Source organism: Streptomyces sp. NBC_01508, assembly GCF_045040315.1.
In the GTDB taxonomy this organism is placed as follows: domain Bacteria; phylum Actinomycetota; class Actinomycetes; order Streptomycetales; family Streptomycetaceae; genus Streptomyces.
In genome coordinates, this window is the sequence record NZ_CP109419.1 from 4415598 (window position 1) to 4428325 (window position 12728).

Annotated in this window: 12 protein-coding genes; 4 read left to right on the forward strand and 8 right to left on the reverse strand. The window is 69.7% G+C overall.

What is annotated here, in order from left to right; genetic code table 11:
* Positions 1-24: 24 nt before the first annotated feature.
* Positions 25-888 carry a TetR/AcrR family transcriptional regulator gene (locus OG700_RS20450; RefSeq protein WP_405615616.1) on the forward strand — a complete coding sequence of 288 codons (864 nt, stop codon included), beginning with the start codon at positions 25-27 and terminating at the stop codon, positions 886-888.
* A 16-nt stretch (positions 889-904) separates the two neighbouring features.
* Here the strand turns inward: OG700_RS20450 and OG700_RS20455 are convergent, their stop codons facing one another.
* The 4 genes from OG700_RS20455 to OG700_RS20470 form a co-directional block, all read right to left on the reverse strand.
* A complete protein-coding gene (locus OG700_RS20455; RefSeq protein ID WP_405615618.1) occupies positions 905-1375 on the reverse strand; it encodes a PPOX class F420-dependent oxidoreductase in 471 nt (156 codons plus the stop codon).
* A 10-nt stretch (positions 1376-1385) separates the two neighbouring features.
* Positions 1386-2213 carry a YceI family protein gene (locus tag OG700_RS20460; protein ID WP_405615620.1) on the reverse strand — a complete coding sequence of 276 codons (828 nt, stop codon included), beginning with the start codon at positions 2211-2213 and terminating at the stop codon, positions 1386-1388.
* Between the two features lie 267 nt (positions 2214-2480).
* Positions 2481-4982 (reverse strand): MFS transporter, encoded by a 2502-nt coding sequence (locus tag OG700_RS20465; RefSeq protein WP_405615623.1) that lies wholly within the window; start codon positions 4980-4982, stop codon positions 2481-2483.
* A gap of 14 nt (positions 4983-4996) precedes the next feature.
* Entirely contained in the window at positions 4997-5560 is a 564-nt protein-coding gene (locus tag OG700_RS20470) for a MarR family winged helix-turn-helix transcriptional regulator (RefSeq protein ID WP_405615625.1), read from the reverse strand.
* A 314-nt stretch (positions 5561-5874) separates the two neighbouring features.
* Here OG700_RS20470 and OG700_RS20475 point away from each other — a divergent pair, with 314 nt between their 5' ends.
* Positions 5875-6081: a hypothetical protein gene (locus OG700_RS20475; protein WP_405615627.1), complete on the forward strand. Its 207-nt coding sequence runs from the start codon at positions 5875-5877 to the stop codon at positions 6079-6081.
* Positions 6082-6233: 152 nt separating this feature from the next.
* Here OG700_RS20475 and OG700_RS20480 read toward each other — a convergent pair whose 3' ends face one another.
* The 4 genes from OG700_RS20480 to OG700_RS20495 all read right to left on the reverse strand — a co-directional run bounded on the left by OG700_RS20480 (position 6234) and on the right by OG700_RS20495 (position 9064).
* Positions 6234-7109, reverse strand: a complete 876-nt coding sequence (locus OG700_RS20480; protein WP_405615629.1) for an RNA polymerase sigma factor SigF — start codon at positions 7107-7109, stop codon at positions 6234-6236.
* A gap of 221 nt (positions 7110-7330) precedes the next feature.
* On the reverse strand, positions 7331-8239 hold the full coding sequence (locus OG700_RS20485; RefSeq protein ID WP_405615631.1) for an RNA polymerase sigma factor SigF: 909 nt from the start codon (positions 8237-8239) through the stop codon (positions 7331-7333).
* Between the two features lie 266 nt (positions 8240-8505).
* Positions 8506-8799 carry a Dabb family protein gene (locus OG700_RS20490; RefSeq protein ID WP_405615633.1) on the reverse strand — a complete coding sequence of 98 codons (294 nt, stop codon included), beginning with the start codon at positions 8797-8799 and terminating at the stop codon, positions 8506-8508.
* A 100-nt stretch (positions 8800-8899) separates the two neighbouring features.
* Complete coding sequence (locus OG700_RS20495; RefSeq protein ID WP_405615636.1) at positions 8900-9064, reverse strand: hypothetical protein; 165 nt, start codon at positions 9062-9064, stop codon at positions 8900-8902.
* A 523-nt stretch (positions 9065-9587) separates the two neighbouring features.
* Between OG700_RS20495 and OG700_RS20500 the strand changes: the two genes are divergently transcribed.
* Entirely contained in the window at positions 9588-11672 is a 2085-nt protein-coding gene (locus OG700_RS20500) for a discoidin domain-containing protein (protein ID WP_405621832.1), read from the forward strand.
* A gap of 122 nt (positions 11673-11794) precedes the next feature.
* Positions 11795-12664, forward strand: coding sequence for a TIGR03621 family F420-dependent LLM class oxidoreductase (locus OG700_RS20505; RefSeq protein WP_405615638.1), 870 nt, complete (start codon positions 11795-11797; stop codon positions 12662-12664).
* Positions 12665-12728: the final 64 nt, after the last annotated feature.

A 12728-nucleotide genomic window follows, 5' to 3' on the forward strand; every position in this document is an offset into this window, starting at 1 on the left:
CCGAGGAACCGAGGAGGCTCAACCATGGAGTCGGCAGCCGACAACGCCAAGCAGCCCCTGCGGACCAGCGTATGGCTGGAGGGGAAGCCCGCGGCACGCGGCCGTAGGAGTGAGCGCTCCGACCATCCCACCGGGCTCGGCAGGGACCGGATCATCGCGGTCTCGGTGCGGCTGCTCGACGCGGAGGGTCCGGCCAAGCTGTCCATGCGCCGGCTGGCCGCCGAGCTGGGTGTGACGGCGATGTCCCTGTACTGGTACGTGGACACCAAGGACGACCTACTCGAACTCGCCCTGGACTCCGTCTTCTCGGAGATCGACACGGTCGGCCCGGCGGACGACGAAGCGGACTCGGGCACGGACCCGGACTCGGGCACGGACCCGGACTCGGGCACGGACTCGGGCACGGACTCCGACACGGACTCGGACTCCGACTGGCGCGACGACCTGCGCGCCCTCGCCGTCAACTACCGTGCCCTGCTGGTCCGCCACCCCTGGGTCTCACCGCTCGCCGGCAAGTTCCTCAACATCGGCCCGCACTCGATGGAGTTCTCCGCCGCCGTGCAGCGGGTCATGGGCCGTACGGGCCTGCCCGCGCACGGCCAGATGGGTGCACTGGCCGCAGTCTTCCAGTTCGTGTACGGATTCGGCACGATCGAGGGCCACTTCGTCCAGCGGTGCGCCGAGGCGGGGATGACCCAGGAGCAGTACTACCGGGAAGCCATGGGAAGGATCAACGAACGGCCGGAGTACCGGGGCCGCTTCGACCGGGCCGAGGAGCTGATGGCGGCGCGCGGCGGCGACACGGCCGAGGAGATGCGCGAACGGGACTTCACGTTCGCGCTCGAACTCCTCGTCGCGGGCATCGAGGCGATGCGGGCCCGGGGCTGAGCCCGTCCCGGCCCGGCTACTCGGGCGGAGCCAGCCGCGCCGGGAATCCGCCCGTCGCGATCGGGCTCCAGCGCTCCGGCGTGATGCGGATGATCGACTTCCCCTGCCGCACCATCGCCTCGCGGTACTCGTCCCAGTCCGGGTGCTCCCCCGAGATGTCGCGGAAGTACTCGACCAGCGGCTCCACCGACTCCGGTACGTCCAGCACCTCCGCCGTACCGTCGATCTGCACCCACGGCCCGTCCCACGTGTCCGACAGGACGATGACGCTCGCCCGCGGGTCCCGCTTCGCGTTCCGCGTCTTCGCGCGCTCCGGGTAGGTGGAGACGACGATCCGCCCCGAGCCGTCGACCCCGCAGGTCAGCGGGGAGCCCTGGGGGCGGCCGTCGGAACGGGTCGTCAGCAGGATCGCGTGGTGCCTGGGCCGGACGAACTCCAGCAACTCGGCGAGCGCCACGGTGGTGTTGGTCGCGATGTCGGGTGCCATGCCGCGCAGCCTACGACGCGACCGCGTCCGCCGGATCGACCTCCCGCACCGCCTGGATGTCGATCTCCACCCGCAGCGTCGTGCCGATCGCCGACATCCCCGCCCGCACCACCTGGTTGTAGTTCATCGCGAAGTCGGCGCGTCGCAGCTCCGTCGTCGCTCGGAAGGCCGCCCGCTCGCCGCCCCACGGATCGGGCCCGGTCCCGAGGTACGTGAGGTCCAGCGCCACCTTCCGTACGACTCCGTGCAGCGACAGGTCGCCCCGTACCGTCCAGCGGTCCGGCCCCGACCGGCTGACGCCCGTGCTGTGGTATGTGATCTCCGGGTACCGCTCCGTGTCCAGGAAGTCCGGCGACCTGAGGTGCTTGTCCCGCACCGCGTTGCCGGTGTCGATACTCGTCGCGTCGATGACCGCGTCGACGCGCGAGTGCTCGGGCGCCGACGCGATCTCGACCCGGCCGCCGAACTCGGCGAAACGGCCCCGCACGCTGGAGATCCCGAGGTGCTGGGCGACCGTGGCCACCGACGAGTGCGCGGGGTCGATGTTCCACCCACCGGGCGGCGGCAGTTCGATGCCGCCCTGCCGGGTCAGGACGACCGTCCCGGCGTCGGCGACACCGCTGGAGGTGACGAACGCGGTGGCGGCGGCGGGCGCGTGGCCGATGGCCGTCACGATCACGGTGTACGGCCCCGGCGTCAGCGGTACGTCGGAGGTCACCGCTCCGTCGGCGTCCGCGTCGGCGCGCACCACCTGCGCGCCGGTCCGGTCGGTCAGGGTCACGACGGCGTGCCCGACGGCCCAGCCGTCCGGTGTCCGTACCTGTGCGCGAAGTCCCATCCCGTTTCTCTCTCCTCGTTCGCTGTTCTCATGAGCCCGTCCACACCGGCCCGGCACCGGCACCGCACTGACACCGGCACCGCACCGGCACTGTCACGGCACCGCACCGGCACCGCACCGGCACCGGTCCGGCCAAGAATCGGGCCCCGGTGCGGTGCCGGCACGCCGTCCCCTGGCTGCCGCCACCACCACCGGGGCCCCTTCCACCGGACCTGGGCGCGCCTCTGCTCGGGAACGCGCCCCGTCCGGGGGCTTTGACAGGCCGCCCTACTCGCCCGGGTGCGTCAGCTCGATGTCGTGCCCGTCGATACCGTGCCCGGCCACCGTCAGACCACCGGCCACCGGCGGATAGCCGGTCGCGATGACCGTGTACTCGCCCGCGTCCAGGTCCGCGAAGCCGTAAGCCCCGTCGTCCCCGGTCGTCGCCGTGGTGACCACGTTCCCGGCCGCGTCGATCAGCGTGACACGGGCGTCCGGCAGCGGACGCCGGTCGGCTCCCGCCCGGACCGTGCCCTGGACGAGCGCGCCCGACTTCAGCGCGGCCTCGACGCGGGTCACCCCCTGGGCGCCGATCTCCACCGGCAGGGCCAGCGGCCGGAAGCCGGCCGCGTTCACGGCGACGGTCACGGCGCCGGGCAGCAGCTCCGCGAAGGCGAACTCGCCCCCCTCGGCGGATTTGCCGGTCGCCAGCACATCGCCGCGCACGTCGGTCACGACGACCATCGCGCCCTCGATGGGCGTATCGCCCGCCACGCTCCGTACGGCGCCGGTCAGACCGCTCGTACCGGCGAGCAGGATGTCGTACGCCAGCGGCTCCGTGCCGACGGCCACCGTGGCGGCCTGCGGCTGGTAGCCGTCGGCCGCGGCGATGAGGACGTACGAGCCGGACCCGGGCGCGTCCACGACGTAACCGCCGTCGTCCCCGGCGACCGCGCGGCCCAACTGCCGCCCGGCCGGGGAGATGAGGGTGACGGCCGCCCGTGGCACGGCCCCGCCCTCGCCGCCGCGTACGACGCCGTGCACCGGGATGCCGGTGGTCGCGGGCGCGGGTGCGGGTGCCACGGCGACCGGCGCCTCGACACCGACACCGACACCGACACCGACACCGACAGTCACAGGGGCGACGGGCACGTCCGGCGTGGTCGGCGCGCTCTCCGGGCTCTCCACCGCGTCACCCGCGGCCCGCGACTTCAACGCGACCTCCTTGATGAACAGCGTCACGAAGAACGCGAGCAGCGCGGCCGGCGCCGAGAAGAGGAAGACATCGGCGACACCGTGCCCGTACGCCGCCTCCACGACGGTCCGCACCGGCGCGGGCAGCGTGTCCAGATTCGGGATGCCCCCGCCGCCCGTACCGGCGTGACCGGCCGCCGCGGCCTGCGGGCCGAGGTCGGCGAGACCGTCCTTGACGTAACCGGCGACCCGGTTGCCCAGCACCGCGCCCAGCGCGGAGACGCCGATCGCGCCGCCGAGGGAGCGGAAGAAGGTGACGACGGAACTCGCGGCGCCCAAGTCCTGCGGGGAGACCTGGTTCTGTGTGCACAGGACCAGGTTCTGCATCATCATGCCGATGCCGAGACCCATGATCGCCATGAAGACCGCGATGTGCCAGTACTCGGTGTCGTACCGGATGGTCCCCAGCAGTCCCAGGCCGGCCGTCACCAGCACACCACCGCTGACCAGCCACGCCTTCCAGCGCCCCGTCTTGGTGATGATCAGGCCCGAGACCGTCGACGAGAGGAAGAGCCCGCCGATCATCGGGATCGTCATCACCCCGGACATCGTGGGCGACTTGTCACGCGCGAGCTGGAAGTACTGGCTGAAGAAGACCGTGCCCGCGAACATCGCGATGCCGACGAACAGCGAGGCCAGCGAGGCGAGGGTGATGGTGCGGTTGCGGAAGAGGCGCAGCGGGATGATCGGCTCGCTGGCCCGTGACTCGGTGAAGAGGAAGAGCGCGCCGAGCACGACCGTGCCGGCGAGCATCGCGTACGTCTGCCAGGAGACCCAGTCGTACTTGTCACCGGCGAAGGTGACCCAGAGCAGCAGCAGCGAGACGGCCGCGCTGATGAGGAACGCGCCGGTCCAGTCGATCTTGACCTTGCGCTTGACCACCGGGAGCTTGAGGGTCTTCTGAAGCACGATCAGCGCGATGACGGCGAAGGGGACGCCGACGTAGAAGCACCAGCGCCAGCCGAGCCACGACGTGTCGGTGATGACACCGCCGATGAGCGGGCCGCCGACGGTGGCGACGGCGAAGGTCGCGCCGAGGTAGCCGCTGTAGCGCCCGCGCTCACGCGGGGCGATCATCGCGGCCATGATGATCTGGGCGAGCGCGGTGAGACCGCCGACGCCGATGCCCTGAATGACGCGGAAGACGATCAGCACCCCCGCGCTCTGCGACAGCCCGGCCGCCGCCGAGGCGACCACATAGAGGGTCAGTGCTATCTGGACCAGCAGCTTCTTGCTGAACAGGTCGGCGAGCTTGCCCCACAGGGGAGTGGTCGCCGTCATCGCCAGGAGCGACGCGGTCACCACCCAGGTGTACGCGCTCTGTCCGCCGCCGAGGTCGGAGATGATCTCGGGCAGGGCGTTGGTGACGACCGTCGAGGAGAGGATCGCCACGAACATGCCGAGCAGCAACCCGGAGAGCGCCTCCATGATCTGACGGTGTGTCATCGGCGTGCCGGGTGCGGCGGGGGCGGAGGAACCGCCTCCGTGCTTGGCGTGGCCGCCCCGTACACCCGTTGGTGTGGTGGTCGTAGCCATTGAGTTCCTTTGTCTTACGTCTGTTGCCGCGCGGGTGTTTCTCGCTGTGCGGACTCAGATACGGGTGCGTGTGCGGGTGCGACCGCGGGTGCGACTGCCGCGGCGGGCGTACGGGCGTACGAACCGGGGCTGTCGTCGTAACGGCCCGGCCGGCAGTCGCCGAAGTTCTCGCGCAGCCGCGCCAGCATGGTGTTCAGCTGTCCGACCTCGTCGTCGGTCCAGTCGGACAGCGCGTGGGCGAAGATCTCCGTCGTCCGTCGCGCGAGCTCGTCAAGCAGGTCCCGGCCCGCCGGGGTGAGCCGCAGGATGCGGGACCGCCGGTCGGCGAGGTCGGGCGCGCGCTCGACCCAGCCGCGCTCGACCGCGTGGGCCACATGCCTGCTGGTCACGGACATGTCCACGGCCATCAACTCGGCGAGGCGGCTCATCCGCATCTCGCCGCGCCGCTCCAGCAGGGTGAGTACGGCGGCCGAGCCGCCCGGACAGTCGGGTGGAAGGACGCGGGAGAGTCCCCTTTTCACGGCGCCGATGGCGCTGAGTTGACGGGCCAGTTCCGCGTACTGACTCTTGGCGGCCATGACCCCTCCGAGAAGTTCCCTCGCCACTGTCGCGCATATGTTGTTGCTTAGGGCAACCATAGAAGCGGTTGGTTGCTGAAGGCAAACGAAAAGAGGGCATCAGCGGTAAAGGAACCCAAAAGGCTTCGCATGTGCGAGGTCAATGGCACGCGGGGAGGTACGCAGGGGACGGACGAGGCCCCCGTTACGGCTCCGAAAAGCCCCCGGCCGGCCTCCGGAGAAGCTGTCGTACGGCCTCCGGAGCGGCTGTCGCAGGGGCTTGGGACGGCCCCGGGGGTTGGGCGGGGTCACGGTGTTCGCTAGGGTCCTGGCCCATGGCACACAACCCCCATGCCCCGCAGGGCCCCGAGGGAAATCCCGACCCCGCGGGCAACACCCAGATGTTCCGCGCCTTTGTCGACGAGGGTGAGCCACAGCGTCGACAGGCGCCACAGCAGAGCGGATCGAAGACCGGACTGATCGTCGGCGTCGTGGCCGTGATCGTGATCCTGGGCGCGGTCGCCTGGCTCGCGCTCGGCTGACCCCGCCGGACAGGCCCTGACTCCTGCCTGCCGGTGGTGCCCCGCTCCGCACGGAGCGGGGCACCGCCGCGGCACCGGACTCGGTCCGCGACAGTTCGCGACAGTTCGCGACAGTTCGCGACAGTTCGCGACAGTCCGCGATCAGTCCGCGATCAGTCCGCGATCAGCCCTTCCCGCAGCTGCGCGAGCGTGCGGGTCAGCAGGCGTGAGACATGCATCTGCGAGATGCCGACCTCCTCGCCGATCTGGGACTGCGTCATGTTCGCGAAGAAGCGCAGCATGATGATCTGCCGCTCCCGGGGCGGGAGTTTGGCCAGCAGCGGCTTCAGCGACTCGCGGTACTCCACCCCCTCCAGGGCCGTGTCCTCGTACCCCAGCCGGTCCGCGAGCGAGCCCTCGCCGCCGTCGTCCTCGGGGGACGGGGAGTCCAGCGAGGAGGCCGTGTACGCGTTCCCGACCGCGAGGCCGTCGACCACGTCCTCCTCCGACACCCCCAACACCAGGGCGAGTTCGGGCACGGTCGGCGAGCGGTCCAGCTTCTGCGCCAGCTCGTCGCTGGCCTTCGTGAGCGCCAGCCGCAGCTCCTGGAGCCGGCGGGGGACGCGCACGGACCACGACGTGTCGCGGAAGAAGCGCTTGATCTCGCCGACGACGGTCGGCATCGCGAACGTGGGGAATTCCACGCCCCGTTCGCAGTCGAACCGGTCGATCGCCTTGATCAGGCCGATCGTGCCGACCTGGACGATGTCCTCCATCGGCTCGTTACGGCTGCGGAACCGGGCCGCCGCGTAACGCACCAGTGGCAGATTCAGCTCGATGAGGGTGTCACGTACGTAGGTGCGCTCCGGGCTGTCCTGGTCGAGCACGGCGAGCCGCAGGAACAGGGAGCGGGACAGAGTGCGGGTGTCGATGACTTCCGGCTGGGACACGCGCGGTTCGGCCACACGGTCGAGAGCATCCGGTGCGTCCGGTGCCTGGTCGCTCTTGTTGAGCGTGAGCACCTTCGAGCTGCCCTGTTCTACGGACATGCCACCCCCTTGAGGTCGCTGACGGTCGCGGTGGCCGCTCCCGTCGAAGGAACGCAGCCTCCACCTGAATACCGGCGGTGGGACTGCGGCAAACGCGGTTCCAGCAGAATGTCACATGTCGTCAACACGCTGTAGCGCCAAGTCGACATATCTGCACCGGAATAAGGGGGTATGCGAATTTGCTGCCGGTGAGACGGCTGCGGGGTTACTACCCGGAAGAGCTATGCCTCGATCCTATTTGCGGATCGCAAACGCGCGAAGCTTCGCGCGAGGAGTCTCGACACATGCATCTGGGAGACGCCGAGCTCCTGGCTGATCTGTGACTGCGTCAGGTTGTTGTAGTAGCGCAGCATCAGGATGCGCTGTTCCCGCTCGGGCAGCTGGACGAGCAGATGCCGGACCAGATCGCGGTGTTCGACACCGGCCAGCGCCGGGTCCTCGTAGCCGAGCCGGTCGAGCAGCCCCGGCAGCCCGTCGCCCTCCTGCGCCGCCTCCAGCGATGTCGCGTGGTACGACCGGCCCGCCTCGATGCAGGCCAGAACCTCGTCCTCGGAGATCTTCAGCCGCTCGGCGATCTCGGCGGTGGTGGGGGAGCGGCCGTGAGCCGTCGTCAGATCCTCGGTGGCGCCGGTGACCTGGACCCACAGTTCGTGCAGCCGGCGCGGCACATGGACGGTCCGTACGTTGTCTCGGAAGTAGCGTTTGATCTCGCCGACGACGGTCGGCATCGCGAAGGTCGGGAACTGCACGCCGCGGTCCGGGTCGAACCGGTCGATCGCGTTGATCAGACCGATCGTGCCGACCTGGACGACATCCTCCATCGGCTCGTTACGGCTGCGGAACCGGGCCGCCGCGTAACGCACGAGCGGCAGATTCGCCTCGATGAGCGCGCTGCGGACGCGGGTGTGCTCCGGGCTGCCGCGCTCCAGATCCTTGATCTGGGAGAAGAGCAGCTGTGTCAGCGCCCTGGTGTCGGCGCCCCGGGTCTGCGGCGTCGACGGCCGGGTGCCGGTCTCGCTCGGGGTCTCGACGAGGGGGGCCTCGGTTCGCGGTTCGGCTCGCGGTTCGGCTCGGGCCTCGGCTCGGGGTTCGATCTGGGGCGGCATTTGAGGCGTTGTACTGGCCGGCACGGTCACGCCACCCCTTTGCGGTCAACTACGGTCAACTCATCCGTCAAAAGCGGTCATAGCATCACAAGACATGCCCACTGTGTGCAAGCACCAGAAAACTCCGTGTTGGCGAAGAATTCGCTGCTCACGCTCCGCCCGTACGCGAAAAGCCCCACGCCGGTGAGGTGTGGGGCCGCGAGGTCGGCTGGGGTGAGCCAGGGGGTACGCCAGGGGCGGGGCGACGGTGCGCCGGGAGAGCCGAGGGTCGGAAAACCGGTCGGAACCGATCAGAACTCGTAGTCGGCGATCACCCAGGTGGCGAATTCTCGCCATTGTCCGACGCCCGCCTGGTGGTCGGGGTGCTCCAGATAGCGGGTCAGCGCGTCGGCGTCGGCGACCGCCGAGTTGATGGCGAAGTCGTGGGCGATCGGCCGGTCGCTGATGTTCCAGCCGCACTCCCAGAACTCCAGCTCCGGGATCTTGCCACCGAGCTCCGCGAAGGCCCGCGCGCCGGCGGCGACCCTGGGCTCGTCGCGCGAGACGCCCTCGTCGAGCTTGAAGAGGACCAGGTGGCGGATCAAGGGTTCTCCTGACGGGAGCGCGGGCGCGGGCGCGGGTGGGGGCGAGGTTGGCGGATGGCGGATGGCGCGGATACGGCGCCTTCGGCCGCCGCGACGGCGGCTACTTCACGAGTTCGGTCATGAAGTCGCCGACACCCTCCGCCGCACTGGCTATGCCCTCGAACCCCACCTGGACAAGTTCGGCGGACCGGTCGGGCGAGGTGATGATCGTATACAGCACGAAGACAATGATCAGATAGAGCAAGACCTTCTTCGTTTGCACCATCAGCGCTGCCTCCCCTGCCGTCCTCAGTGCGATCGCGTGAGTCTAACCGTACGAATGGGCCGCTTCCGAGGTCGATTTCGATCACCCGCGTGACCGCTTCTGGCCACACCGCGTCGGTGCGTGGTCCTCGCCGCCCGATCGGGGGCGACGTACGCGGCAGGCACCCGCCCCGCGCCGTCAGAACCTGAACACACACTCCGCAAGACACCGCGTGAAACGGAGTAAATGCCCCGCCAGGTCGGTTAGTTGTTGATCGAAAAGCGACCGGTGGCGGCCGGTGCGTGCACAACTCTTGACGTGTGGGAAACGCGGGAGAACCATCTGCGTGACGAGAGAGCGCTCTCCGGATTTCCGCCGGATCTCTCCGTGTGCGCGTCCCGAACTCCCCCCGTCGTCCGAGACTTCAGGAGACCTGCCCATGCACGCTCCGCTGTCCGTTGTACCGGTGTTCAGGAGACCCGCTTCGGTGCGCCGCCGCGGCATCGCCGCGTCCGTCGCCGCCACCCTGGTCGCCTCCCTGCTGATGCTCATCCCCGGCACCACCGCCGCGAGCGCCGCACCCACCCTGCTCTCCCAGGGCAAGCCGGTGACGGTCTCCAGCACGGAGAACGGCGGCACCCCCGCCGGCGCCGCCGTCGACGGCGACAACGGCACCCGCTGGTCGAGCGCCGCCGCCGACCCGCAGTGGATCCGGATCGACCTCGGCTCCACGGTCGCGGTCAACCAGGTCGTGCTGCGCTGGGAGACCGCGTACGCCAAGGCGTACAAGATCGAGCTGTCCACGAACGGCACCAGCTGGACGAGCGCGTACTCCACCACCACAGGACCCGGTGGCAACGAGACGCTGAACGTCTCCGGCGACGCCCGCTACGTACGGCTGACCGGCACCACCCGCGCCACCCAGTACGGCTACTCGCTCTGGGAGTTCCAGGTGTACGGCGAGAGCGGCGGCCCCGGCGGCCCGATCCAGGGCGGCGGTGACCTCGGCCCCAACGTCAAGGTCTTCGACCCGTCGACGCCCAACATCCAGGGCACGCTCGACCAGATCTTCGCGCAGCAGGAGTCGGCCCAGTTCGGCACCGGCCGCTACCAACTGCTCTTCAAGCCGGGCACGTACAACAACCTCAACGCCCAACTCGGGTTCTACACCTCGATCTCCGGTCTCGGCCTCAAGCCCGACGACACGAACATCAACGGTGACGTGACCGTCGACGCCGGCTGGTTCAACGGCAACGCCACCCAGAACTTCTGGCGTTCGGCCGAGAACCTCGCCCTCAACCCGGTCAGCGGCAGCAACCGCTGGGCGGTCGCGCAGGCGGCCCCGTTCCGCCGTATGCACGTCAAGGGCGGGCTCAACCTCGCGCCGAACGGATACGGCTGGGCCAGCGGCGGCTACATCGCCGACAGCAAGGTCGACGGCCAGATCACGCCCTACTCCCAGCAGCAGTGGTACACCCGCGACAGCGCCATCGGCGGCTGGGGCAACGGCGTGTGGAACATGGCGTTCTCCGGGGTCGAGGGCGCGCCCGCGCAGTCCTTCCCGAACCCGCCGTACACGACGCTGAACAACACCCCGGTCTCCCGCGAGAAGCCGTTCCTCTACCTGGACGGCAACACGTACAAGGTCTTCGTACCGGCCAAGCGCACCAATGCCCGCGGCGTCTCCTGGAACGGCACCCCGCAGGGCGAGTCCCTGCCGCTCGACCAGTTCTACGTGGTCAAACCGGGCGCCACCGCGGCCACGATCAACGCGGCACTCGCCCAGGGCCTGCACCTGCTCTTCACGCCGGGCATCTACCACGTCGACCAGTCGATCAACGTCAACCGGGCGAACACCGTGGTCCTCGGCCTCGGCTACGCCACGATCATCCCGGACAACGGCGTGACGGCGATGAAGGTCGCCGACGTCGACGGCGTCAAACTGGCCGGCTTCCTCATCGACGCCGGACCGATGAACTCCCCGACGCTGCTCCAGGTCGGCCCGCAGAACTCGTCGGCCTCGCACGCCGCCAACCCGACGACCGTCCAGGACGTCTTCATCCGCATCGGCGGCGCCGGCCCCGGCAAGGCCACCACCAGCATGGAGGTCAACAGCGACGACACGATCATCGACCACACCTGGATCTGGCGGGCCGACCACGGTGCGGGCGTGGGCTGGGAGACCAACCGCGCCGACTACGGCCTTCAGGTGAACGGCGACAACGTGCTCGCCACCGGGCTGTTCGTCGAACACTTCAACAAGTACGACGTGCGGTGGAGCGGCGAGAACGGCCGGACGATCTTCTTCCAGAACGAGAAGGCGTACGACGCCCCCAACCAGGCCGCCATCCAGAACGGCGCCATCCAGGGCTACGCCGCCTACAAGGTCGACGACTCGGTCGTCAACCACGAGGGCTGGGCGATGGGCAGCTACTGCAACTACACATCGGATCCGAACATCCGTCAGGAACACGGATTCCAGGCGCCGGTGAAGCCAGGAGTGAAGTTCCGCAACATCCTGGTCGTCTCACTCGGCGGTATGGGCCAGTACAACCACGTGATCAACAGCACCGGGTCACCGACCTCGGGCACCTCGACGGTCCCGTCGAACGTGGTCAACTTCCCGTAGCCGCTCAGCACCACGGGGCCGGCCTCTTCGCGAAGAGGCCGGCCCCTGCTCGCGTCGTGGGCATTTCCGGCAAAAGCCTCTGGCGTACCCTTCCTGGGACATCGCTCTCATCGGAGGAAGCCATGCCCACCCGGCCTTTCCGTTTCGGCGTCAGCATGCCGGCCACCGGATCGCGCTCCGCCTGGCAGGCCAAGGCCCGGCAGGCCGAGGGCCTCGGTTACGACGTACTCCAGGTCCCCGACCACCTGGACGCGCCGGCACCGTTCCCCGCACTGGTCTCCGCCGCCGACGCCACCACCACCCTGCGGCTCGGCACCCTCGTCCTCAACGCCGCCTTCTACCGCCCCGCGCTGCTGGCCAGGGACATCGCGGACACCGATCTGCTCACCGACGGCCGACTGGAGGTCGGCCTCGGCGCCGGACACGCGGCGGCCGAGTTCCGGGCGGCGGAGCTGCCGTACCCCGCCGCCGCCGAACGCGTCGACAACCTGGCGCACACGGTCGCCGAACTGCGCCGCATGTTCGCCACCCCGGACCAGCCGCCCACGCTCCACGGCCGCACCGTCCCACCGCTGCTGCTGGCCGGCCTCGGCGACCGCGCGCTGCGGCTGGCGGCCCGCGAGGCCGACATCGTCGGCTTCCCGGTCATGGCACTGACGACCCCGCCGGGGGCGGACCCGCAGCAGATCCTCGCCGACCGGGTCGCCCACGTCCGCGCCGAGGCGGGCGCGCGCTTCGGCGCCCTGGAGCTGAACCTGTTCGTGGCGGCGGTGATCCCGACCCCCACGGCCGAGGCCCTGACCCGGGTCCGCCGGCGGGCCCCGAACCTGACCGAGGACCAGGTCCTGCGCCTCCCCAACGTACTGGCGGGCCCGGTCCCGCGGATCGCCGAGACGCTGCACCGCTACCGGGAGACGTACGGCCTGAGCTACTTCTCCGTCCGCGAACCGCACATGACCGACTTCGCGAAGGTCATCGCCCACCTGCGCTGAGCGCCACCGAGCCCGGGACCGGTCCCGGCAACGCGAAGGGGCGGACCCCGTGAGGTCCGCCCCT